General features: G+C 74.2%; 16 protein-coding genes and 1 riboswitch. Of the genes, 9 read left to right on the top strand and 7 right to left on the bottom strand.

Features of this window, described 5'->3' with window-relative positions; all coding sequences use genetic code 11:
• Positions 1-88: 88 nt before the first annotated feature.
• Complete coding sequence (locus CWOE_RS08505) at positions 89-310, bottom strand: hypothetical protein (RefSeq protein WP_012933182.1); 222 nt, start codon at positions 308-310, stop codon at positions 89-91.
• A gap of 114 nt (positions 311-424) precedes the next feature.
• Here CWOE_RS08505 and CWOE_RS08510 point away from each other — a divergent pair, with 114 nt between their 5' ends.
• The 6 genes from CWOE_RS08510 (at position 425) to CWOE_RS08535 (ending at position 9,463) form a co-directional block, all read left to right on the top strand.
• Positions 425-796 carry a hypothetical protein gene (locus tag CWOE_RS08510; RefSeq protein WP_012933183.1) on the top strand — a complete coding sequence of 124 codons (372 nt, stop codon included), beginning with the start codon at positions 425-427 and terminating at the stop codon, positions 794-796.
• Between the two features lie 130 nt (positions 797-926).
• Positions 927-3,686 (top strand): helix-turn-helix transcriptional regulator, encoded by a 2,760-nt coding sequence (locus CWOE_RS08515; RefSeq protein ID WP_148260949.1) that lies wholly within the window; start codon positions 927-929, stop codon positions 3,684-3,686.
• A gap of 18 nt (positions 3,687-3,704) precedes the next feature.
• Complete coding sequence (locus CWOE_RS08520; RefSeq protein ID WP_012933185.1) at positions 3,705-4,607, top strand: ABC transporter ATP-binding protein; 903 nt, start codon at positions 3,705-3,707, stop codon at positions 4,605-4,607.
• Positions 4,604-5,350, top strand: coding sequence for an ABC transporter permease (locus tag CWOE_RS08525; protein ID WP_012933186.1), 747 nt, complete (start codon positions 4,604-4,606; stop codon positions 5,348-5,350). Before CWOE_RS08520 ends, CWOE_RS08525 begins: the two co-directional genes overlap by 4 nt.
• Before the next feature lie 93 nt (positions 5,351-5,443).
• Positions 5,444-6,238 carry an ABC transporter permease gene (locus CWOE_RS08530; RefSeq protein WP_012933187.1) on the top strand — a complete coding sequence of 265 codons (795 nt, stop codon included), beginning with the start codon at positions 5,444-5,446 and terminating at the stop codon, positions 6,236-6,238.
• A gap of 72 nt (positions 6,239-6,310) precedes the next feature.
• Positions 6,311-9,463 (top strand): MMPL family transporter, encoded by a 3,153-nt coding sequence (locus CWOE_RS08535; protein WP_012933188.1) that lies wholly within the window; start codon positions 6,311-6,313, stop codon positions 9,461-9,463.
• On the opposite strand, the gene CWOE_RS08540 is transcribed toward CWOE_RS08535, so the two are convergent.
• The 3 genes from CWOE_RS08540 to CWOE_RS08550 all read right to left on the bottom strand — a co-directional run bounded on the left by CWOE_RS08540 (position 9,420) and on the right by CWOE_RS08550 (position 12,791).
• The gene (locus CWOE_RS08540) at positions 9,420-10,334 is read right to left on the bottom strand and encodes a hypothetical protein (protein ID WP_148260950.1); all 915 of its coding nucleotides are present in this window, start codon (positions 10,332-10,334) and stop codon (positions 9,420-9,422) included. The genes CWOE_RS08535 and CWOE_RS08540 overlap by 44 nt on opposite strands.
• A gap of 108 nt (positions 10,335-10,442) precedes the next feature.
• Complete coding sequence (locus CWOE_RS08545; RefSeq protein WP_012933190.1) at positions 10,443-11,156, bottom strand: type IV toxin-antitoxin system AbiEi family antitoxin domain-containing protein; 714 nt, start codon at positions 11,154-11,156, stop codon at positions 10,443-10,445.
• Between the two features lie 75 nt (positions 11,157-11,231).
• On the bottom strand, positions 11,232-12,791 hold the full coding sequence (locus CWOE_RS08550) for a DHA2 family efflux MFS transporter permease subunit (RefSeq protein ID WP_012933191.1): 1,560 nt from the start codon (positions 12,789-12,791) through the stop codon (positions 11,232-11,234).
• Between the two features lie 102 nt (positions 12,792-12,893).
• On the opposite strand from CWOE_RS08550, the gene CWOE_RS08555 reads away from it, so the two are divergent.
• The 3 genes from CWOE_RS08555 (at position 12,894) to CWOE_RS08565 (ending at position 18,088) form a co-directional block, all read left to right on the top strand.
• Positions 12,894-13,367, top strand: a complete 474-nt coding sequence (locus tag CWOE_RS08555; RefSeq protein WP_012933192.1) for a MarR family winged helix-turn-helix transcriptional regulator — start codon at positions 12,894-12,896, stop codon at positions 13,365-13,367.
• A 341-nt stretch (positions 13,368-13,708) separates the two neighbouring features.
• Positions 13,709-14,803, top strand: coding sequence for a ribonucleotide-diphosphate reductase subunit beta (locus CWOE_RS08560; protein WP_012933193.1), 1,095 nt, complete (start codon positions 13,709-13,711; stop codon positions 14,801-14,803).
• 9 nt (positions 14,804-14,812) lie between these two features.
• Entirely contained in the window at positions 14,813-18,088 is a 3,276-nt protein-coding gene (locus CWOE_RS08565) for a ribonucleoside-diphosphate reductase subunit alpha (protein ID WP_012933194.1), read from the top strand.
• Here CWOE_RS08565 and CWOE_RS08570 read toward each other — a convergent pair.
• The 3 genes from CWOE_RS08570 to CWOE_RS08580 are packed head-to-tail and all read right to left on the bottom strand — an operon-like array spanning position 18,082 to position 23,295.
• Positions 18,082-19,806: a prenyltransferase/squalene oxidase repeat-containing protein gene (locus tag CWOE_RS08570; RefSeq protein WP_012933195.1), complete on the bottom strand. Its 1,725-nt coding sequence runs from the start codon at positions 19,804-19,806 to the stop codon at positions 18,082-18,084. The two genes, CWOE_RS08565 and CWOE_RS08570, sit on opposite strands and share 7 nt — an antisense overlap.
• Positions 19,787-21,364: a hypothetical protein gene (locus CWOE_RS30435; protein ID WP_012933196.1), complete on the bottom strand. Its 1,578-nt coding sequence runs from the start codon at positions 21,362-21,364 to the stop codon at positions 19,787-19,789. Before CWOE_RS30435 ends, CWOE_RS08570 begins: the two co-directional genes overlap by 20 nt.
• Positions 21,361-23,295, bottom strand: a complete 1,935-nt coding sequence (locus CWOE_RS08580; RefSeq protein WP_012933197.1) for a TolB-like translocation protein — start codon at positions 23,293-23,295, stop codon at positions 21,361-21,363. The genes CWOE_RS30435 and CWOE_RS08580 overlap by 4 nt, the downstream gene beginning before the upstream one ends.
• A 27-nt stretch (positions 23,296-23,322) precedes the next feature.
• A riboswitch (cobalamin riboswitch) is annotated at positions 23,323-23,527 on the bottom strand.
• Positions 23,528-23,530: the final 3 nt, after the last annotated feature.

Here is a 23,530-nt window from a genome sequence, read left to right on the forward strand (position 1 = left end):
TAACCCCCTACCCTGCCCAACTTTGCGACAAACGCCGCAAAGCTCGGGTTGGCGGCAGGGCGGTGGAGGCAGCGGGAGCGCTGGTGCGTCAGCCGCCGCTGACGGTGCGGCGGAACATCACGAAGCAGACGATCGCGATGATCGCGGTGATGATCCAGAGGCCGCTGCCGAGGACGCCGGCGATCGAGAGGATCAGGCCGACGACGGCGATCAGACCGAAGGCGCCGGAGGCCATCACCAGCCTGTAGGCGCGCTGCTGTCTCTGACTGCGTGTGAGGCGCGAGGAGGATCGGCGCTGGATGTCGCTCATCCACCTATCTTCGCACGTGGCATGCCGGTCGTCCTGCTTTGGTGTCGCAGAACGACAGCAAGCCAGGACGACACCGCCGGGTTCGTCACGCACGCGCGCGGGTAGAGGCCCGCCATGCCGACCGAACCGCAGCCGGTCACGCTCGCCGAGGTCGCCAACCGCGCGGTCGACGTCGCCGATCCCGACAACCAGGACCCGGCGATCGCCGCGGTGCAGGAGCAGTTCGAGGATGCGGACGAGCCGGTCGCCGGAGTGCTCGACGGGTTGGAGGAACGGCTCGCGGACGTCGTCGAGCGCGTCGACGCCGAGCTCGACGACCCCGGCGTCGCGATGACGGTCGCGGTGATCCAGTACCTCGCGCGCCGCCGCGACGAGCTCGACGCCGACGCGGAGACGATCCTGCGACTCGCAGCCCGCGCCGAGTGGCGAGGCGACCCGCCCGCCTACGTTGCGGCGTGGCTGGAGGACCGCGGGGTCGCCGCGTAGCGCCGCTTCGCGCTCCTGCGCTCGCGGCGTGCGCCCGCGGCGCGCGAACGCTGCGACGATCGGCCGGCGCGGGCGAGACGTTCGCACCGGTTTCTCCGCACCTTCCGCTCTGTGAGGGCAAGATGGGCGGGTGACAGACTCGCTCCCGATGCTGGAAGGTCGCACGGAGGAGGTCGCTCAGCTCGACGAGCGCATCCACAGCCTGCGCGACGGCGCGGCCTTCGCGCTGCTGGTGCGCGGCGAGGCTGGCGTCGGCAAGAGCACGCTGATCGAGCGCGCGCTCGCCGACGGCGCGCACGGGATGCGCATCCTGCGTGCGCGCGGGCACGAGTCCGACACCGAGATCCCGTACGCCGGCCTGCTGGAGCTGGCCGCGCCGCTGCTGCCGCTGCGCGGCGCGCTGCCGCAGGCGCAGCGGGCGGCGATCGAGAGCGCCTTCGCGCTCGAGCCGCCGACGCCGCACGACCGCCTCGCGGTCCCGGCGGGCCTGCTCGGCCTGCTCGCGCGCGCGGCGGAGCGCCAGCCGCTGCTCGCCGTCGTCGACGACGTCCACTGGCTCGATGACGCCTCGCGCGACGCGATCCTGTTCGCCGCCCGCCGGCTGTTCGCGGGCGGCGTCGGGATGCTGCTGGCCGCGCGCGACGGCGCCGCGCCCGCGCTCGACCTGACCGGGCTCGACGAGCTGTCCCTGACCGGCCTCGACACGACCAGCGCGCTGGCGCTGCTGCACCGCGACGCGTCGCAGCTGCCGCGCTCGGTCGCCGAGGCGCTCGTGAACGCGACCGCCGGCAACCCGCTCGCGCTGATCGAGCTGCCGAGCGCGCTGACGCCGGCGCAGCTGTGCGGGGACGCGCCGCTGACCGACCCGCTGCCGGCGAGCGCCGCCGTCGAGCGCGCGTACGCGCGGCAGGTCGCGGAGCTGCCGCCGCCGACGCGGACGGCGCTGCTCGTCGCGGCGGCGCTGCACCGCGGGCGCGTCGATCTGCTGACCGCCGCGCTGCGCCGCCTCGAGCTGCCCGAGGACGTACTCGCGCCGGCCGAGCAGGCGCGGATCGTGACCGAGCGCGACGGCGACGTCGTCTTTCGCCATCCGCTGCTGCGCGCCGCCGTCTACCACGCGGCGCCGAGCAGCGAGCGCCGCTCCGCGCATGCCGCGCTCGGCGCGGTTGCGACCGACCCGCGCGTGCGCGCGTGGCACCTCGCGCACGCCGCCTCCGGCGCCGACGAGGAGGTCGCGGCGGCGCTGGAGGCCGCCGCGCGCGACGCCCGCGCACGCCAGGGCCACGCCGAGGCGGCGCGCGCGTTCGCGCGCGCGGCGGAGCTGTCGACCGACCCTGCGGCGCAGGGCCGGCGCGCGCTCGACGCCGCGCAGGAGCACGCCGTCGCCGGCCACGTCGCGACCGCGCTGACGCTGCTGGAGACGGCGGCGCCGTCGGTCGGCGAGGAGCTGCGGCCGGCGGTCGCGCGGCTGCGCGGCAACCTCGCGATGCGCCGCGGCGAACCGCTCGCGGCACAGCGGATCCTCGAGGGCGAGGCACAGCGCGCCGCCGCCGCCGGCGACCACGCCAGCGCCGCGGTGCTGCTGCTGGAGTCGTCGATCTCCTACACGATGACGGGCGATCAGAACGGCATGTTCTCGGTGCTGGAGCGGGCGAGCGCGTCGGCTGAGATCGCCGGCGGGCAGGCGGCGCTGATCACGCGGATCATGTCGATGGTCTCGCGCATGGTCGCGGGCGAGACGGCGACGCTCGCCGGTGAGCTGACCGCGATCGAGCCGCAGCTCGCCGCGCTCGACCTGACCGGTCTCGGCGAGCCGGTCGGGCTGTTCGCGCAGGCGGCGACGTGGAGCGACCCGGCGTGCGGCGAGCGCGTAGTCGAGCTGCTGATCTCGCGCTACCGCGACGCGAGCGCGATCGGCGCGCTGCCGTTCCCGCTGACGGTGCGGGCGATGCTGCACGAGCGGCGCGGGCGGTGGGCGGCGGCAGAGGCCGACGCCGAGGAGGCGGTGCGGCTCGCGCGCGAGATCGACCAGGCGACGATCTCCGGCTTCTGCCTCTCGACGCTGGCGCTGGTCGAGGCTGGTCACGGCAGAGCGGAGCGCGCGCGCCGGCACGCGCGCGAGGGGCTGGAGCTGACCGAGCGCGCGAAGGCGCTCAACCTCGGGACCTACGCGCTCGCGGCGCTCGGCCGCGTCGAGCTGGCGGCGGACCGGCCCGAGCTGGCCGCCGACTGGCTCGGGCAGGCGGACGAGCGCGCCCGCCGGCTCGGCTGGCGGGAGCCGAACGTCGTGCAGTTCGCCGGCGACCACGTCGAGGCGCTGGTGCGAGTCGGCCGCACCGAGGACGCGGTCGCCGCGCTGGAGCGGCTCGCGGCCGACGCCGAGCTGACCGGCGGGGCGTGGGCGCACGCGATCGTCGAGCGCGGCCGCATGCTGCTCGGCGGTCCCGACGAGATCGACACGCACGCCGCCGCCGCGCTCGCGTGGCACGAGCGCGACGGCCAGCCGTTCGAGCGTGCGCGCACCGAGCTGGCGTGGGGCGAGCGGCTGCGCCGCCGCCGGCGGCGGATGGATGCGCGCGCACCGCTGGAACGCGCGCTCGCGAGCTTCCGCGCGCTCGGCGCCGAGCCGTGGGCGCGCCGCGCCGCCGACGAGCTGGCGGCGGCCGGCGGCACGCGCCCGGACGACGGCCCGCCGCGCGGCCGCGACGAGCTCAGCCCGCACGAGCTGAAGGTCGCGCTGATGGTCGCGCACGGGATGACGAACCGGGAGGTCGCGGCGGCGCTGTTCCTGTCGCCGAAGACGATCGAGCGCCATCTCAGCCGGATCTACCGCAAGCTCGACGTGCGCTCGCGCACCGAGTTGGCGCGTCTGTTGGCGGCCGACGCCTGAGATAGGGTCCGGCCCCGGATGGGGAACGCGATCGAAGTCGTCGGTCTCAGCAAGCGCTTCGGCGACAAGCTCGCCGTCGACGACCTCTCGTTCTCGGTCGACTTCGGCCGTATCGTCGGCTTCCTCGGCCCCAACGGCGCCGGCAAGACGACGACGCTGCGCGCGCTGCTGGGCCTGATCAACGCGACCGACGGCACGGCGACGATCGAGGGCAGAGCGTTCACGTCGCTGCCCGAGCCGGCCGCGACGGTCGGCGCGGTGCTCGACGGCGGCATGTTCCACCCCGGCCGCAGCGGCCGCAATCACCTGCGCACGCTCGCGCGCGCCTCCGGCGTCGGCGACGCGCGCGTCGACGAGCTGCTGGAGCTGGTCCAGCTCAAGCAGGACGGCGGCCGCCGCACGAAGGGCTACTCGCTCGGCATGCGCCAGCGGCTCGGGCTCGCCGCGGCGCTGCTCGGCGATCCGCGCGTGCTGGTGCTCGACGAGCCCGCGAACGGCCTCGACCCGCAGGGGATCCGCTGGCTGCGTGACTTCCTTCGCTCGCTCGCGGCGGAGGGGCGCGCGGTCCTGGTGTCCTCGCACGTGCTCGCCGAGGTCGCGCAGACCGCCGACGACGTCGTCGTGATCCATCGCGGCCGCTCGATCATGCAGGCGCCGCTGGACCAGCTGATGGCGCAGCACGCGGGCGGCACGCGCGTGGCGGGCCCCGACGCCGCGCGGCTCGGCGAGCTGCTGCGGGCCGACGGCGCGACGGTACGCGAGGACGGCGGCGCCGCGATCGTCGTCGGCGACCGCAGCGGTGAGCAGATCGGCCGCGTGATCGCCGCGAACGCGATCGTGATCTCCGAGCTGTCGCCGGTCGCGCAGTCGCTCGAGGACGTCTTCTTCGAGCTGACCGGGACCGAGGGGGGACCGGCGTGAGCCGCGCGCTCTCGAGCGAGCTGCTGAAGCTGCGTACGACGCGCACGACCGCCGCGCTCGTCGGCAGCGCGCTGCTGCTCGTGCTGCTGATCGTCGGCGTCGCGTCGGCCACCGGCGGCTTCTCGGACGAGCCGAACCCCGGCAGCGACCTGCTCAGCATCGCGTCGCTGACGCCGCTGTTCGCGCTCGTGCTCGGGATCCTCGCGTTCGGCAGCGAGTTCCGCCACGGCACGATCACGCCGTCGCTGCTCGTCACGCCGGATCGCGTGCGGATGCTCGTCGCGAAGCTGATCGTCCACTTCGTCGCGGGCCTGCTGCTGGGCCTGGTGACGGTCGTGCTGGCGCTCGCGCTGATCGCCGGGATCTTCTCGGTGCGCGACATAGAGACCGGCCTCAGCGGCTCCGAGGCGGTCGAGTCGATCGTCGGCATGGCGCTCGCGAACGCGATCTACGCCGCGCTCGGCGTCGGCCTCGGCGCGCTGATCCGCAACCAGGTCGGCGCGATCGTCGGCTCGCTCGCCTACATCTTCGTCGTCGAGCAGCTGATCCAGGTGATCCCGGGCGTCGACACGGCGGTCGAGAAGTTCGGCTTCAACGGCCTCACGAGCGCGCTGTCGCTGACGACCGGCGACTCTTCGAACACGCTCAGCCAGGTCCCGTCGGGGCTGCTGCTGACGGTCTACGCGGCGGTCTTCCTGATCGCGGGCGCCGCGGTCCTGCGCCGTCGCGACATCTCCGCCTAGGAGCGGGGGCGTTGAACCGACGCAGCCCGTTTCTGCTTCACCTAGACTCGCTTCGCGTATGGCCCGGTGGAGAGTGAACGGCGGCGATCCCGCATGAACTGGACGGCGGTTCCGCGCGGCTGGGTCGAGAGCTTCGGCGACATCGTCCGCTTCACGATGCGGATGTTCGGCGAGGTCTACGGCGGCCGCGTCTTCCGCTTCTTCGGGGAGGCGCTGCGCCAGGCCGGCCTGCTGATCCTCTCCTCGACGCTCGTCATCTGGGGCCTGGTCTTCATCATCGGCCTGCAGTGCGGCATCGAGGGCGCGTACTTCACGCGCGGTACGGGGACGCCGAACTACGCCGGCGTCTTCACCGCCTGGTGCGACCTGCGCGAGCTGGTCCCGTACGCCTTCGGCTACATGATGGCCGCGAAGGTCGGCACCGGCATCGTGGCCGAGATCGGCTCGATGCGGATCACCGAGGAGATCGACGCGCTCGAGGTGATGGGCATCAGCTCGATGACGTTCCTCTGCGGTACGCGCCTGCTCGCCTCGTGGATGGTGCTCCCGTTCGTCTACATCGGAGGGGTCGGCGCGGCGTTCATTGCCTCCTACCTCGCGGTGGTGGTGCAGATCCACGAGGTCTCCGCAGGCGGCTACGAGCTGATCTTCTGGGCCTTCCAGAACCCGACAGACCTGCTGTACTCGCTGCTGAAAGGCGCCTTCATGGCGACCGGCATCGTCGTCGTCGGCTGTTACTACGGCTACAACGCCAGCGGCGGACCGGTGGGAGTCGGCACCGCGACGGCGAAGTCGATGGTCGTCAACCTCGTCTACGTGCACCTGATCGGCATGATGGGCACGCAGCTGTTCTGGGGCGCGAACCCACGAGCACCGATCGGCGGGTAGGGCGCGGCTCGACCGCGCCGCGCCGCCGCCTCCCGACCGCTCTCCCGCACTGACTCGGAGCCTGCGGTCCCGATGCGCTTCCTCGCCCGTCTCGCGCTCCGACGACCGGGGCCGATCCCGCTCCTGCTCGTGTGGGCGGTCGCGCTCGTCGCGGCGCTGCTGCTCGCTCCCAGCGCGCGCGAGCAGCTGCGCGAGACCGACCTCCAGATCCCCGGCACGACCTCGACGCGCGCCGCCGAGCTGACGCAGGAGAGATTCGGCGGGACGATCGCGATGGCGGTCCTGCTCAAGGCTCCGCCTGCCCGCGCCGCGCTGCTCGAGCGCGAGGGGCCGCGGATCGTCGCGCGGCTCGCCCGCATCGACGGCGTGCAGGTGCTCAGCCCGTGGGCGCCGGGCGGCGCGCGCGTGCTGCGCGAGCCGCGCGGCGAGGCGCTGCTGACGCTGCAGGTGCGCAAGGACTTCCAGCAGATCTCCGACGAGACGACGCCGGCCGTCCAGCGCGTGCTCGACGAGGCGGTGAGACCGCCGTTGAGAGCCGAGCTGACGGGGCTGGCGCCGCTGATGCGGGCGCTCAACGAGCGCTCACTCGACTCGCTGCACCGCGGCGAGCTGATCGCGCTGCCGGTCCTGTTCGTGATGCTGCTGTTGATCTTCCGCAGCCCGATCGCGGCGCTCGTGCCGCTCGTCGCGGGGCTGCTGGTGACGCGCATCGGCGTCGCGCTGATGGGCGTGATCGGCGAGCGCGTCGCGATCGACGCGCTCGCGCTCAACATGGTGACGATGATCGGGCTCGCGCTCGGCGTCGACTACTCGCTGCTCGTCGTCTCGCGCTTCCGCGAGGAGCTGGCCGCGGGCAGGCCGGTCGCCGAAGCGGTCGAGGAGGTGACGGTGCGCGCCGGGCGGACCGTCCTGTTCGCCGGCACGGCGCTCGCGGTCGGGATGGTCGGCGCGCTGCTGATCGCGCCTGGAAGCCTGCTCGTCTCGGCGACCGTCGGCGTGCTCGTCGCGACCGCGCTGGCGGTGCTCGTCGCGCTGCTGGCGATGCCGGCCGGGCTCGTGCTGCTCGGCCGCAACGTCAACCGCTGGCAGTTCGGCGGCGAGCGCGGCGGCAGTCCGTGGGTGCGGATCGCCGGTCGCGCGCTGCGCAGACCGGGAGCCGCCGCGTTCTTCGTGCTGCTGCCGCTGCTGGTCCTGTCGCTGCCGGCGATCGGGCTGAACACCGGCCCGCCGCATGTCGCCAACCTGCCGCCCGACGACCCCGCACGCATGAGCTACGAGGCGTTCGAGCGCGACCGCGGGGCCGGCTGGGCGGCGCCGTTCGAGGTCGTCTTCGCGGCGCAGGGGCCGATCACGACGACGCAGCGGCTGCGCGCGCTGAAGCGCTTCCAGCAGCGTGCGAGCAGACTCGACGGCGTCGCGGCGGTGCTCGGTCCGGCCGACCTGCTCGACCGCGCCGCGCTGCTGCGGCGCGCGACCCGCGAGGCGCTCGACAGCGGCTCGCCGATCGTGCGGCTGGAGCGCGGCCTGCGCAGCGCGACCGGCGGCACCGCGGAGCTGCGCGACGGGCTCGCGACCGGCGCCGACGGCGCGCGGCAGCTGGCGGACGGGCTCGACCGCGCGGCCGGCGGCGCGGGCGAGATTGCCGGCGGCGTGCGCGGCGCGGCGCCGCAGTCGCAGCGGCTCGCCGACGGCGTCGCGCGGACGGGGAGAGGGGCGGAGCGGCTGACCGAGGGGATCGGCAGAGCGGCGCCGAGCGTCAGAACGCTGCAAAGAAACCTCGACGTGCTGGCCGACTCGCTCGCGCAGGCCGACCGCGACGCGCCGACGAAGCTGTTCGAGCCGCTCGACGACGCGCAGACGGCGATCCAGTCGGCGCTGCGCGAGCTCGGCTCGATCTCGCCCGCGGCCGCCGCCGACCCGCACGTCGTCAGAGCGCGAGAGGAGGTCGCCGATGCGCTGATCCGGCTCGGCGACCTTTCGCTCAATCTCTCCTCGGCAACGACCGCGCTCAACACCGACGCGCTCGCCGCGCGCGAGCTGTCGAGAGGCGTCAGACGGTTGCGGCGCGGGCTCAGAACGCTGGAGCAAGGCAGCGGCCGGCTCGACGACGGGATCGCGCAGACGGCCGCCGGCGCCGCCGCGCTCGCACGTGGGATGCGGCGGCTGGAGGGCGGCACGGGTGCGCTCGACGCCGGGCTGCGGGCGCTGCTCGACGGACCCGACGGCCGCGGCGGCGCCCGCGCGCTGGCGGCCGGTCTGGAGGCGGCGGTCGCCGGTACCAACCGGCTCGGCGGCGGGACGCAGCGGATGCTCGACGGCGTCGTGCGCGTGCGCGAGCGCAACGACCGCCGGCAGGCGCAGCTGCGCAACAGTGGCACCGACGCGGACGCGACGATCGGCTCGGGCTACTTCGTGCTCGCGGCGATCGACGGCTCGGAGCCGCAGACGCGGACGAACGTCGCGTTCGCGACCGACGCCGCCGGCGGCGGCTCGACCGCGCGCGTGATCGTCGTGCCGCGCGGCGGCCCGTTCGACGCCGGCAGCCCGGCGCTGCAGGCGGCGTTGACGCGCGAAGCGAAGGGGACGGCCGCCGAGCTGGACGCGCACGCGCTCGTCGGCGGCCCGGCCGTTCTGCTCGACGACTTCGACAGCGAGACGACCGCGCGCTTCCCGTTCCTCGTGCTCGCGCTCGTCGTGCTGACGTTCGTCGCGCTGCTGCTGTTGTTCCGCTCGGTCGTGCTCGCGTTCGTGGCGGTCGCGCTGAACCTCGTGACGGTCGGCGCGGCGCTCGGCGTGCTGGTGATCTGCTTCCAGGGCGAGGCGCCGCTGCTCGGCGGCCCCGGCTATCTCGACGCGATTGCGTTGAGCGGGATCTTCGCGATCGTGTTCGGCCTCTCGATCGACTACGAGGTGTTCCTCATCAGCCGCCTGCTGGAAGGCCGCGCGGTCACCGGCACGACCGACGGGGCGATCCGCTACGGGCTGGAGAAGACGGCGACGATCATCACCGGCGCGGCGGTCGTGATGGCCGCCGTCTTCCTCGCCTTCGCGCTCTCGCCGGTCACCAACACGCGCCAGTTCGGGGTCGGCCTGACCGTCGCGGTGCTGCTCGACGCGACGGTCGTGCGGCTGATCCTGCTGCCGGCGTTGGTGCGCCTGTTCGGCGAGCGGACCTGGCCGGCTAGCGTCCGTATCTCGGACAGGGGTTCGACGCCTGCCGAGTGATGTCCTCGGTCGGCGGGTCGTAGCCGTAGAACGCCTCGAACGAGATCAGGCCGGAGGCCGGGCAGGTCGGTCTCGTGAACCAGAACAGCTCTCTGCCGTCCTTCTGCATTATCAGCCCGGGCGCCTTCACCTCGACCTGCGCGACGGAGACTCTGAACCCCTGGATGCGGCCGGTCGGGAGGATCATTCTGTAGCCGTATCTGCCGTCAGGGCTGGGATCGTTGACGATCCGCAGCGACACGTCGGCACGGCCTCTGATCAGTATGTCGCGGCGTCTGACGGCGGCCGAGTCCTGCTGCGGTATGCCGACGATCGAGAGCGAGGCGACGTCGCCGCGTCTGATCGGTCTGCCGAAGTAGATGAAGAGGTCGGCGGGGAAGACGTCCTCGATGCCGGGGCGCGAGTCGATCAATGCGGTGCCGGCGCCTATCTGCGCGCGTCTGCACGTCTGGAGCGTCGCGAGGAAGCGTCTCTCCTGCCGCGTTCTCGCCGTCCGTCTCATCACGCGGATGGCCGGGTCGAGATTGCGCAGGACGTTGTAGAGGCGCGGCTGCGGGTCCGCCCACGAGGCGGCGTTGATCAGCGCACCGCCGTCGCACCAGAACGACGGTCTGAGGAACTCTCTCCGCAGTCTCGCCCCGCCGGGCATGCGGAGCCAGTTCTCTCTCAGCTCCGGCGGCGGCCCACCGGTCGTGTCGAACGCGCGCGAGGTGAACGTCACCGTGAAGCGCCCGTCAGCCGTCGTGTCAGACAGCTGGAAGCTGAACTGCTGCACCGGCTCTGCGTGCGCGACGGCGGCGATGCCGGCGACGCCCGCGCCTCCGGCCGCGATAGCGCCGATCGCGAGCATCGCACGACGGATCCTCGACACGACTCCTCCTCCGCAGGAAAGAAGCTCAATGCTACGCCGCCCCGCAGGGCCGCGAGCCGCTTCGCAGGGCCGCCCGCAGCTGCTCGGCGACCGCGTCCGCGCGGCGGGTCACGTCGTCGTGGGTGAAGCGCAGGACGCGCCAGCCCTCCAGCGTGAGCGGGTGAGCTGCGCGGCGCGCGCTCGCACCTCCGCGAGCGCGGCGTGCATCACGGCGTGCCCGCTCCCGCGCCGCCCGCGCGTGCGCTCCAGCGCCGCCTCGATCGCGCGCAGGTCGAACGTGCGCTGCCGGTCGGCCGCGCGCAGCGCGTTTGTGAGCTGGTCGGGCGGGACGACCTCCGCGAGGTCGACGAGCGTGCGGGCGACGGTCGTCACGGGCACGCCGTCGACGCTCGCGACGTCGCGAGCGTCGAGCGAGCGGCGCGCGTGGACGACGATCCGTGCCGAGCCGATGCGATGGGCCGCCGTCGTGACGTCGATCGCGCGCCGGTTGTCGGGCCGCAGGTCGTGAAGCGCGGCCGCCGAGCGGTGGCTGAGGACCGCGCCGGGGCCGGTCGCCAGGACCGCGGCGAGCCAGTGCCCGTTGCGTGTGAGCCGCGCATGACCGGCCGCGTAGACCCCGGGATGCAGCCTCAGCAGACGTCCGTTCGTGAGGCGCCAGTCGAGCGCCCGGCCCGTGACGCCCGCGTCGCGCAGCTGCCCGCGGGAGACGACGCCGTGCTGCCTCGCCGCGAGCGCCGCGATGGTGTGGTCAGGGTGAGCAGTGTCGGATCGGCCACGCACACCGTGGTCGATCCGACGGTCCTCGAAGCGCGCCCCGGTCACGCCCCTCACCCTCGCAAGGAGCAGGTGACGTGTGGGCCCCGGAACGCGTCCGAAGAGAGCAGGAGTGGCTGGTACTCAGCCGGCCACCGGCTCTGCCGTGCCGGCAGGGGCGCCGACCTCGGCTGGCGCCTCGGGCTTGTGGCGTGGCAGGAACAGCGCCGGGATCAGGCCGAGCAGCAGCAGCACGACGGGGAACCAGAACGTGTGCGCGAAGGCGTCCGCGAGTGCGGGCGCGACCTGCTCGCGCGCGGCCGGCGGGATCGCCTGCAGCGCGCCGAGGCCGCTCTCGCCGCCGCCGCCCGCGGCGGCGCGCGGCACGGCGTCGGTGATCTGGTTCTGCAGCACGACCGCGAACAGCGCGGTGCCGATCGAGCCGCCGACGCGCATCAGGATGTTGAGCGTCGTCGTCGCGCGCGGGACGGCCGCGTGCGAGAGCGTCTGGTAGGCGGCCGCCATCGCCGGCATCATCGTCGCGCCGGTGCCGAGGCCGGCGACGAACAGCGACCCCGCGAGCAGCACGTAGCTCGTGTCGGCGCCGAGCTGGGTGTAGGTGAAGTACCCGAGCGCGACGAGCGGCAGGCCGCTCAGCACGACCCAGCCGGCGGCGCCGCGGTCGACGATCCGCCCGGAGATCGGCATCATCACCGCCGCGCCGATCCCCTGCGGGGCCATCAGCAGGCCGGCGGAGAGCGCCGTCTCGCCGCGCACCACCTGATAGTAGAGCGGGAACAGCAGCATCGCGCCGAACATCGCGGTGCCGAACAGGACGGTCACGCCGGCAGCCGCCGAGAAGGCGCGCACCTTGAAGAGGGTGAGGTCGATCAGCGGGTGCGGTGAGCGGAGCGCGTGGACGCAGAAGGCGGCGATCAGCAGCACGCCGGCGACCATCGGCGCCCACGCGTCAAGCGCGCCGAGGCCGCCGCTCGACGACGTCTCGGCGAGGCCGAAGACGAACAGCGCGAGGCCGGGGGAGAGCAGCGCCAGGCCGAGCAGGTCGAGCTTCTCGCCCGGTCTCGGCACGTCTCTGTCGAGGATCCGCCAGGCGAGCGGGAGCGCGATCAGGCCGATCGGGACGTTGACGTAGAAGATCCAGCGCCACGAGGCGTCGTCGACGAGCCAGCCGCCGATCACGGGGCCGAGGATCGGGCCGAGCAGCATCGGCACGCCGACGATCGACATCACGCGCCCGACGCGCTGCGGGCCGGCCGTCTGCGCCAGCACGGTCATGCCGGCCGGCATCACCATGCCGCCGCCGATCCCCTGCAGGACGCGGAACGCTATGAGCGACTCGGCGCTCCAGGCGAGGCCGCAGAGGGCGGAGCCGAGCACGAACAGCGCGACCGAGCCCATCCACAGCCGTTTGGTGCCGAAGCGGTCGGCCGCCCAGCCGGTCAGCGGGATCACGGTCGCGAGCGCGAGCAGGTAGGCGGTCGAGACCCATTGGATCGTCGACAGCGAGACGGAGAAGTCTCTCGCAAGCGTGTCGATCGCGACGTTGACGATCGTCGTGTCGAGGATCGTCATGACGGCGCCGAGGACGACGACGCCGGCGACCACGAGGACGTGGCGTTCGAGTGGTTCGGGCTTCCCGCCGGCGCCGGCGGCGGGTCCTGCAGTGCTGTCGGGGCCTGACATCACACGCTCCTGGGTTAGATCACGGCGTGAATCGTTCCAGATCTGAACGATTCATGCAAGTAACCATTCCGACTTGGAACGAGATGCTAGGGTTCATCTCCGATGTCCCCACACAGCCCCGATGCCATGCGCGGCGTCACGTTCGTGCTCTCGCAGCTCGGCTTCCACGTCTCGCAGCGCTTCGCCGAGCAGATCGAGCCGCTCGGCCTGATCCCCCCGCACGTCGGGATCCTCCAGCTCGTCCAGCGCGAGCCCGGGCAGAGCCAGCAGGCGCTCGCGCGCAAGCTCGGGATCGCGCCGAACCGGCTCGTCGGCCTGATCGACGAGCTGGAGGCGCGCGGCCTGCTGCGACGTGAGCGCGTGCCCTCCGACCGGCGCGTCTCGGCACTCCACCTGACGCCCGACGGCGAGCGGATCGTCACCGAGATCCGCCGCGCCGGCGCCGAGCACGAGGCCGAGATCACGGCTGCGCTGAACGACAGAGAGCGCGCGACCCTCGCGGCGCTGTTGCGCCGCGTCGCCGACGAGCAGGGCCTCGCCCCGGGCATCCACCCGGGGCTGCGCAAGCTGCGCTGAGCGGGCTGCGCAAGCTGCGCTGAGCCGGCTGCGCAAGCTGCGCTGAGCGGCCCGGTGCCAGGCGCGCGCGACGCCGCCGCGCGGCGCGCCGGTCCGTCCGACCGCGGGCGTACCTTCCTGAACCCCCGCGCACATATCGCGGGACGTGACGGTCAGCGAAGTCCGGTGCGAACCCGGCGCTGTCCCGCAACGGCAATGCCCTCGCTCGCGCACCCGCGCGAGGAGGGACGAGTCCGGTCGCCTGGTCGCCACGTCGTCGGAACGTCCTCGGTCGAAGGACTGCCCTCGCAGCGCCGCATGCCGGCGCTGGGCCTCCTTCCCCGACCCCAAGGAGGCCCCAGTTGGCGAGCACCACCAAGACCTACGAGATCGGACCCCGCAGCTTCGTCCTGGACCAGGCGAAGGCCGAGGCGGCGCTCGCCGCCAAGCGCGTCGTCGGCGGCCGCGAGACGATGACGTTCAACCTGCTCCCGCTGCGCTACGGCTGGGCGTACGAGCTGTACCGCACGATGAAGGCAAACCACTGGGAGCCGGAAGACGTCCAGATGGCGAAGGACATCGAGCAGTGGCGCGACGAGCGCGCGCTGAGCGAGATCGACCGCTGGATCGTGCGGATGGCGATCGGCTACTTCTCCGCCGCGGAGGGGATCGTCGGCGACAACATCCTCCACGTCGTGCGCGAGCTGATGACCGCGTCGGAGCTGAAGCTCGTGCTCGGCCGCCACGCGCACGAGGAGAACATCCACGCCGACTCGCTGCTCTACATGATCTCCTCGCTCGGGATCGACCCGCACGAGTGCGAGGCGATGTTCGACGATATTCCGACGATCCGCGCCAAGAACGCGTTCGTCACGAGCGCGTCGCAGGCGCTGCGGCGCGACCTCGACATGCAGGACCCGAGGTCCGTCGCGCTGCTGGCGAAGAACATTTTCCTGTTCGGCCAGTGCATGGAGGGGACGCAGTTCTACGGCCTCTTCGGGATGGTCCTGTCGCTCTACCGCCAGGGCAAGCTGCCCGGCATCGGGACGATGTTCCGCTACACGCTGCGCGACGAGTCCAACCACATCGAGCTGTTCCGCCGCCTGCTGCGCGAGCTGGTCGCCGAGAACCCGGAGATCTGGACGGCAGAGTTCCGCGACGAGCTGCGCGAGCTGATGCGCGAGGCGGTCGCGCTGGAGCAGCGCTTCATCGACGACTGCCTGCCGGTCGAGGGCGTCGGCCTCAACGCCGACGAGTTCGCGCAGTACATCGACTACATCGCCGACCGCCGCCTGGAGGGCGTCGGGCTGGAGCCGCTGAAGCCCGGGGTAGAGAACCCGCTGCCGTGGCTGGCCGAGCTGATGGACGTCCGCAAGGAGCAGAACTTCTTCGAGGGACGCGTGACCGAATACCAGAAGGCCTCGGCGCTCGCCGCGGTCTCCGACGACGAGCTGTAGGAGCCGCGGATGCCGATCGAATTCGAAGAGATCCTGCGCGACCTCGAGCTGAAGCGGGCGGCCGCGCTGCCCGGCGACGCCGGTCCCGCGGTCGACGTCGAGTCCGCGCTCGCGGAGCTGGAGCTGGAGCCCGCCGCGGCGCAGCTCGCGCTGACGCTCGTCGACGAGGACGGCGGCGAGCGGCCGCTGACGCCGGCCGTCGTCGGCCGGCTCGTCGCCGACGCGCTGACGACGCTCGCCCTCGCCGGCGGCGAGGCCGACGCCGACACCGCCGCCGCGCGCGCGATCGTGCGCGCCGCGACGCGCCAGAGCATCGCGCGGCTCGCCGCCGCCGCCGAGGGCGGCGCGCGCTCGGTCACCGAGACCGACCTCTCGACGCTCGTCGAGGCCGCGCTGATCGACGCCGGCCACTACGAGCTGGCGAAGGCGCTCGTGCTGCGGCGCGCGCGGCCGAGCGCGAGCGGGGACGACGTCGCCGCCCGCCCGGCGGGCGCGCTGCGGCTGATCCGGCGCTCCGGCCACGTGACGGCGTGGGAGCCGGCGAAGATCGAGGTCGCGATCCGCAAGGCGTTCCTCTCGCTCCAGGCCGACTCCGAGCCGGCCGTCGCGCTCGCCGCGCGCGTCTCCGAGCGCGCGCACGCGCTCGGGATGGCGTACGTGCCGATCGAGACCGTCCAGGACATAGTCCAGGAGGAGCTGGTGCTCGCCGGCCACATGCGCGCGGCCGAGCGCTACATCGTCTACCGCGCCGAGCGCTCGCTCCTGCGCGCGCAGGATGCACCTGTCCCCGGTGCGCCCGGGTCCGGCGCCCAGCCGCCCGTCCCGGTGATCGAGCTGGACGGGACCGAGTCGCTGTGGGGCGGGGAGGACCTGCGCGCGCGGATCGCGTTCGCCGCGATCGGCCTCGACCTGCCGCTCGCGCCGGAGGAGCTGGAGCGCGAGCTGCGGCGCGCGATCCGGCCCGGGATCAAGCGCGCCGACCTGCGCCGGCTGACCGTCCTCAACGCGAAGGCGCTGGTCGAGCGCGACAGCGACTTCTCCCGCTTCGCCGGCCGGATCCTGCTCTCGCACGTCTACGAGGAGGCGCTTGCGTGGGACATCGTCCGCGACGGCGTCGGCGCGCTGAAGGCCGCGCACGAGCGCGGGCTGCGAGCGCTGCTGGAGCACGGCGTCGCGATCGGGCGGATCGACCCGGCGCTGCACGACTACGACGTGGCGCGGCTGGCCGCGGCGCTCGATCCGACGGCCGACCTCGACTTCGACTTCCTCGGCCTCCAGACGCTCTACGACCGCTATCTGATCGTCGACAAGAAGGCCGCCGAGCCGCGCCGGATCGAGACGCCGCAGCTGTTCTGGATGCGGGTCGCGATGGGCGTCTGCCTGACCGCGCGCGACGGCGACCCGGCCGCGCGCGAGGAGCGCGCGATCGACCTCTACACGATGTACAAGCAGCGCCGCTTCTGCTCCTCGACGCCGACGCTGTTCAACGCCGGTACGCCCCATTCGCAGCTGTCGTCCTGCTACCTCTACAAGATCGAGGACACGCTCTCCTCGATCGTCGGCCGCGGCATCGCCGAGAACGCGATGTGCTCGAAGTGGGCCGGCGGCCTCGGCGGCTCGTGGACGGCGGTGCGCGGCACCGGCTCGCACATCGAGTCGACCAACGGCGAGAGCCAGGGCGTCGTGCCGTTCCTGAAGATGCACAACGACCAGCTCGTCGCGGTCAACCAGGGCGGCAAGCGGGCCGGCTCCGGCTGCGCCTACCTGGAGGTGTGGCACAACGACATCCGCGAGTTCCTCGAGCTGCGCCGCAACACCGGCGACGAGCGCCGCCGCACGCACGACATGAACACCGCCAACTGGATCCCGGACCTGTTCATGAAGCGCGTCGAGGCGCGCGAGCAGTGGACGCTGTTCCGCTCCAACGACGTGCCCGACCTGCACGAGACGTACGGGCGCGACTTCGAGGCCCGCTACGAGGCGTACGAGGCGCGGGTCGACGCGGGCGAGCTGCACGGCGAGCGGATCCCGGCGATCGAGCTGTGGAAGCAGATGCTGAAGCTGCTGTTCGAGACCGGCCACCCGTGGATCACGTTCAAGGACCCCTGCAACGTGCGCTCGCCGCAGGACCACGCCGGCGTCGTCCACAGCTCGAACCTCTGCACCGAGATCACGCTCAACACCGGACCCGACGAGACCGCCGTCTGCAACCTCGGCTCGGTCGTGATCGACCAGCACCTGGACGCCGCCGGCGAGATCGACCACGCGAAGCTGCGCGCGACGATCCGCGTCGCGGTGCGGGCGCTCGACGACGTGATCGACGTCAACTTCTACCCGACCGAGCCGGCGAGAACGGCGAACGGCCGCCACCGCCCGGTCGGCCTCGGCGTGATGGGCCTCCAGTACGCGCTCTACCGCAAGGGGCTCGCGTTCGGCTCGCCGGAGGCGCTCGCGTTCGGCGACGAGATGATGGAGGCGATCGCCTTCTACGCCTACGAGGCGTCGAGCGACCTCGCCGCCGAGCGCGGCACCTACCAGTCGTACGCCGGCTCGAAGTGGGATCGCGGGCTGCTGCCGCAGGACACGCTCGACCTGCTGGAGGAGGAGCGCGGCCAGCCGATCGAGGTCGAGCGCGGCGGCCGGATGGACTGGACGCCGCTGCGCGCGAAGATCGCCGCGCAGGGGATGCGCAACTCGAACGTGCTCGCGATCGCCCCGACCGCGACGATCGCCAACATCATGGGCACCTCGCCGTGCATCGAGCCGATGTACAAGAACCTGTTCGCGAAGTCGAACCTGTCGGGCGACTTCACGATCCTGAACCCGTTCCTCGTCCGCGACCTGAAGGCCGCGGGTGTGTGGAGCGGCGCGCTGGCGGAGCGGCTGAAGGTGGTCGAGGGCGACCTGGAGCAGGTGCCCGAGGTCCCGGCGGCGCTGCGCGCTCTCTACCGCACCGCGTTCCAGATCGAGCCGGAGCGGCTGATCGACGCGGCGGCGCGGCGGCAGAAGTGGATCGACCAGTCGCAGTCGCTCAACCTCTTCCTCGCCGCGCCGGACCTGAAGGCGATGAGCCACATGTACCGCCGCGCCTGGCACGCCGGCCTGAAGACGACGTACTACCTGCGCACGCTCGGCGCGTCGGCGATCGAGAAGGCGACGGTGGCGGCGCCGGCCGCCGCGACCGTGCCGGCTGCGGCGGGCATGCCGACTGCGCCCGACGCGGAGGCGCTCGCCTGCTCGATCGAGGCGATGCGCAACGGGGAGGAGTGCGAGGCCTGTCAGTAGGCGGGAGGGCGGCGGTCGAGCGCCATCCCGGCAGCGATCGACAGCGCGAGCGCGACGGCGATCCCGACCGCCCACCACGGGCCCGCGCGGTCGCCTGCGCCTGAGCCGGGCGAGCCGGGCACGGCGGCGGCGCTTCCGCTCGCGCCCTCGGTCGGCGCCTCGCGGCCGATCAGCGTGCCGGTGACCGCGCGGTCGCGGGCGTCGCCGCCGAGCAGGCGCCGGCCTCCGCGTCTGCGGTCCGGCAGCGCCGGGCCCGCGCCGGTGGCTGCGACCGCCACGGTCGCGGTGCCGCCGGCCGCGCCGCCGCCTCCGCCCGCGCGGTCGGGCGCTCCGGGCGTCGAGACCGTGCCCCCGTCGCCCGCGCCGCCGCCGAGCCCGCCGGACCCTGGGCCGCCCGCGCCCGATCCGGCGCCGCCGTCGCGCTCACGCGCTCCGTCACGGCGGGCGGGACGTCGCGCGGGTCGTTCCCGGCGCGGGCGGACGCGCTCGATCCCGTCGCCGGCCCGGGCCGGCGCGTGCGCCGGCGGCGGCGTCCGGAAGACGGGCGCCTGGGGCTGCGGCGCAGGCGGGATGGGCGCGACCGGGACCGGCAGCGGCGCCTGGACGATCGGCAGCAGCGGTCCGGTCGGAAGGCCGGCAGGCGGCCCGGGGACGGGCAGCCTGCCCGATCCGTCGCCGCGCGGGATCGGACCGAATGGGAGGCTGGTGCCGGTGAGCGCGAGCGTCGCGTATGCCGTCGTCACGACCGGCTCCGCTCCACCGCTCCCCGCCGCCGGACCGACGCGGCCGGAGCGGTCCTGCGCCGCGGCGAGGAAGTGCAGCGGCCCGCGGCCGCCGGTCGTGAAGTCATGCGAGTCGATGCCGCAGGCGACGAGCGCGCGCACGACGCCGGCCGTCGCGCGCACGTCTGACGCGGCGCCCGGCGCCCCGCTGCCGAGGCCGCCGTCCGCGTTCAGACGCCCTTGCAGCCATCCCAGCGCTCTGGATCGCGCGTGCGCGCTCGGCGAGCCCGGCGGGAAGGCCAGCGTGGCGGCGAGCGCCTCGATCGCGGCGGCGGTCGTCTCGGTGTCGCCGGGCGCGGTTGCGCCGGGAGCCTCGGCGGGCCAGCTGCCGTCGAGGTTCTGCGCGCCGAGCAGCCAGCTGGCGGCGCCGTCGGCCGCGCGCCGCGAGATCGGACCGCCCTGCGGTCCCTCCGCCAGCCGCAGCGCGAGCGCCGCGAACGCGGTTGCCTGCACGTCGGGCGTGACTGCGCCGGGGCGCGCCGCGAACGCGCCGCCGCCCGACCGCAGCTGCGCACCGAGGATCCCGCCGACCAGGTCGACGCCGCCGACGTGCGGCTGCCCGTCGGCGCCGACCGCCTGGGCAGCGAGTAGGAAGCGGGCGTAGTCGAGCGTCTCGGAGACGAGTGGCGCCTGCCGCTCCAGCAGCGCGAACAGGGTGCGTCCGCCCGGCACGGCGACGTCACGCGCGTTGACGGTCGCGGCGGCGAGGCCGAGCGCCGCCCACGCGTTGACCCGGCGGACGTCGCCGCCGTCGAGCGGCAGCCCGCCGTCCGTTCGTTGCGCGCCCTTCAGCCAGCCGGCTGCGCTGGTCGCCCGCGCAAGCTCCGCGGCGGTCGGCGCGGCGCCCGCGAGCGCGGGGACGGCCAGCGCGGGAACGGCCAGCAGCGCGGCGATCAGCGCGAGCGGCGCCAGGGCGCTACGGGCGAACGCCCACACCGTCGATCCCGACCTCGCCGGCGACGACGCGGACGGTCACGACACCGCTGCGTGCCCGCCAGGGGGCGACGAGCTCGCGGGTCGCGGCGGTCGTGCTGCCGGCGACACGGTAGACCGCGCGGTGCGAGCCGGCCCGCACCTCGACGTCGGCGGTGCGGCGCACGCCCCGCAGCAGGACGACCGGCCGGCCGGCCGCCAGCCGCGCCGTCAGGCGCGCGCCGCGGCCGCCGCGGTGGACGGAGCCGAGCCAGGCACCGCGATCGGCGCCGCGTCGCCACGCGCCGTCGCGGCGGACGCCGCGCGCGCCCGCGTCGAGCGGCACGAGCACGTCGCCGACCGTCTCGCTGACGCTGCGGCCGAGCGTGTCGACGAACGTCGCGCGCACCGACCAGGTGCGTCCGGCGGGCAGCGCCAGCAGCGCGCTCGTCCCGGCTCTTCCGCGGCTGCGCGTGACGTACGGCGCGCGTCTGGCGCCCGCGAGGCGGGCCGCGAAACGCCACTCGCGCACGCCGGCTCCGGGCTGCAGGATTCGCCAGCTGAGTCCGATCCGGCCGCTGCGGGCGCCGGCGGCGTTGAAGCGGGGCAGCTCGATCACGGGCGCGCCGACAGCGCTCGGCGGCGCTCTGCCGCCGTCGCCGGTGCTCGCGCCGCCCGTGCCGCCCGTGGCGCCGGGCACGACCGGATCGGGCGGCAGCGGCGGCGCGACCCGCGTGCCGGTGTCCGCCGGCGGCGGGCCGCAGTCGCCGCCGGGAGCAGCGGTGACGCAGATGTCGAGGCGGTTGGAGCGGATCGGGCCGTCGGCTCCGCCGTCGGCCTTGACGCGGTGCCAGCCGGCGCTCGCGAAGGTCAGGTCGGCGGTGCCGTCGGCCGCGGTCCGGACCGCCTCCGGCGCGCCCGTCGCGATCGACTGGACGCCGTTCGCCGCGGTCGCGACCGGGGCGACCGCGACGTCGCCGATCGGCGTGGACGGCTGGCTCGCCCGTCCCCAGCCGAACGTCACGCGGACGGTCAGCGGCTGGCCCACCACGGTCGTCGCGAACGGGTTCGGCGCGGCACCTGTGTCGCCCGCCGCGGCCAGCTTCAGGAACCCTCGCGTGCGGAACGCGTCGTACGCCCACAGCACGCGGGTGCCGTCGCGCACCTGCACCTGGCAGCCGCCGACGTCGACGAGGTCGGCGTCGACCAGGACGCCCCAGTAGTCCTGGGCGGCCGCGTCCTGCGCATCGGGGCCGAAGCGGGTCATGAAGTAGTCGTCGAACGCGGGAGTCCAGGTGCCGTCGAAGTCGAAGCCGGCGATCCGCATGCCCTCGACGGCCGCACCGGTCGCGGTCGGTCCTGGCAGCGGGTTGGCGCCGAGGTTGGTGCCGTCGCACGTCCGGCGTCTGGCGTCTGAGGCGGCGCGCACCTCGCCGCCCGTGCTCTGCACGGGCCCTTCGAACAGCGTCTGCTCGCGCCCCTCGACGCGGACGCCGACCGTCGCCGGAGCGGCGGCGGCGCTCGCGACCGCCGATCCCCATGCGGTGGCGACGAGCAGGACGGTCGGCAGCAGACGGATCATCGGCGGTGCTTTCTGTCGCGGAGGTCGAGCGTGACGCGCACGGCGTCGCTGCTGGCGCCGGCGACGCCGACGGCGCGCACGGTCAGGCGGTGGCGCGCGGCGGCGAGCCGCGGCAGCGGGATGCGCTTGGAGCCGGCGCGTCTGACGACCGCGTGCGCCGGTCTGAGCGTGCGCCAGCGGCGCTGGGTCACGCGGCGGCCGTCGCGGCGGATCGTGCGGGCCGTCTCGCGCGCGATCCCGACCTCGATCGTCGCGGGCAGGTCGACCCACGCGTGGAGAGCGGTGCGCGTCGCGCGGACCGATCGCAGCGTCGGCGCCCGCACGAGCGTCGGCGTCGTGGCGAGCGGTGCGTCGGCAGGCGGGGCCGAGCCGCCGGGCGCGGCCGTTCCCGGGACGGTCACGGGACGCGGCGCGGGGACGACGGGCGGCCCGCCGTCCGGCGGCTCTCCGGCGGGGCAGGCGGGAGTCGCGGGGCCGCCGAGCGCGGGGTCGTCGCGCGGGCCGCACGGCGCGACGGCCTCCGCAGGCTCCATCCCGCCCAGCTCGCGCCGGTAGATCTGGCCGTTGCCGCCGGTCGGCTCCGCGATCAGGCGCGTGCCGCTGGAGGAGAACGCGACGAAGCGCGCGTCAGCGCTGATCGCGGCGTGGGCGTAGTGGGTGCTGTTGTCGCGGTCGGGCACGCCGTCCGCGCCCGTCGCGCGGCTGACGACGAGCGTGCGGCCGCGCACGAGGTCGCGCACGTAGACGGTCGGGCGGCTCCCCGGAACGCCGGGCGCGAGGTTGGCGGCGTAGGCGACGAAGAGGACGTGACGGCCGTCGGGCGTCATCGCCTGGGTCCATGTGGCGGCGTCCGGGCCGATCGGGTCGGGCGTCGCGGCGGCGGCGCCGTCGGGCCCGTCGGCGCGGCTGACGAGCGTGGTGCGTCCCGTGCAGAGGTCGCGGACGTAGCTCTGGGTGCCGCCGTTGGCGGGGCTGCCCGCCGCGACGCCGGTCCCGCTCGCGTCGAACGCGACGCGGCAGCCGTTGCCGAGGATCGGCGTCGAGCCGTTCCAGTGGGCGCGGACCGGGTCGCCGGTGGGACCGTCCGTGCGGCTGACGAGGATCGTGCGGCCGTAGCGCAGGTCGCGCAGGTAGAGCTGCGGGCCGGCGGTGCCCGGCAGCGGCAGGTCCGCGGTGAGATCGCCGTCGCCGGAGCGGAACGCGACGTAGCGACCGCCCGGGGAGATGCCCGTCGCGGCGACGTGGTCGTCGCCGGCGGGCGTGCCGTCCGGGCCGGTCGCGCGGCTGGCCAGCACGGTGCGGCCGGACTCGAGGTCGCGCACGTAGACGCCGTTGGCGAGCGGGCCGGTGCCGGGGACGACGCTCCCGTGCGCGTGGAAGAGCACGTAGCGGCCGTTGCCCGCGACGCCGATCACGCCGCCCGCCGGGACCGGCGCGCCGTCCGCGCCGTCTCCGCGGCTGACCATCTCCGTCCGCTGCAGCCTGAGGTCGCGGCGGTACGCGTAGTAGCCGCCGTCGTCGAGGTACGCCTGGAAGAAGACGTAGCGGCCGTCGGAGCTGATCCCGCTCAGCGCCGTCGAGATGGTGCTGGCGCCGCTGTCGCTAGGTCTGCCGTCGGCGCCGTCGGCGCGGCTGACGAGCACGTTCGGACCGCCGCGCAGGTCGCGCACGTAGACCTGCCAGCGGCCGGAGCCGACGCCTGCGGCGATGTTCGGCGCGGCCGAGGTGAACGCGACGAGCTGGCCGTCGGCCGAGATCGCCGCGCCCTCGGAGCTGGCGGCGGTCCAGCTCGATCCGCCGGGCAGGCCGTCGAAGCCGCGCGAGACGAGCGTCAGCTCGTCGGGAGCGGCGGAGGCCGGCGCGGCGAACGCGCTCGCGGCGAGCAGCGCAGCGGCCAGGGCACAGCACAGCAGGACGACCAGTCGCGACATGACCAAGCCCCAGCTCCCCGAGGGCGTCAGACGATCGTGACCGTGGCCGGGTTTCCTGGCTCGCGAGCATTTCCACCGCGCCTTCCCGGCGCAATCGATGCGCCAGTGGCTGCCGACCTCGGCGTGCGGCGAACGTCCTCGCTGACAGTGGCGGGCCCGCGCCGGATTCGCACCGGCTTCCCCGTTCCGCGGTCGGGTGGAAAGTTCGCGCGGCACGGTACCAGAGCGTTGCCGC

Origin of the sequence: Conexibacter woesei DSM 14684, assembly GCF_000025265.1 — a bacterium.
Taxonomy (GTDB): Bacteria; Actinomycetota; Thermoleophilia; order Solirubrobacterales; family Solirubrobacteraceae; genus Conexibacter; species Conexibacter woesei.

Coding starts and splice junctions, on each gene's coding strand:
- CWOE_RS08505 (WP_012933182.1), bottom strand. CDS start 310: ATGAGCGACATCCAGCGCCGATCCTCCTCGCGCCTCACACGCAGTCAG.
- CWOE_RS08510 (WP_012933183.1), top strand. CDS start 425: ATGCCGACCGAACCGCAGCCGGTCACGCTCGCCGAGGTCGCCAACCGC.
- CWOE_RS08520 (WP_012933185.1), top strand. CDS start 3,705: ATGGGGAACGCGATCGAAGTCGTCGGTCTCAGCAAGCGCTTCGGCGAC.
- CWOE_RS08530 (WP_012933187.1), top strand. CDS start 5,444: ATGAACTGGACGGCGGTTCCGCGCGGCTGGGTCGAGAGCTTCGGCGAC.
- CWOE_RS08535 (WP_012933188.1), top strand. CDS start 6,311: ATGCGCTTCCTCGCCCGTCTCGCGCTCCGACGACCGGGGCCGATCCCG.
- CWOE_RS08550 (WP_012933191.1), bottom strand. CDS start 12,791: ATGTCAGGCCCCGACAGCACTGCAGGACCCGCCGCCGGCGCCGGCGGG.
- CWOE_RS08555 (WP_012933192.1), top strand. CDS start 12,894: ATGTCCCCACACAGCCCCGATGCCATGCGCGGCGTCACGTTCGTGCTC.
- CWOE_RS08565 (WP_012933194.1), top strand. CDS start 14,813: ATGCCGATCGAATTCGAAGAGATCCTGCGCGACCTCGAGCTGAAGCGG.
- CWOE_RS30435 (WP_012933196.1), bottom strand. CDS start 21,364: ATGATCCGTCTGCTGCCGACCGTCCTGCTCGTCGCCACCGCATGGGGA.
- CWOE_RS08580 (WP_012933197.1), bottom strand. CDS start 23,295: ATGTCGCGACTGGTCGTCCTGCTGTGCTGTGCCCTGGCCGCTGCGCTG.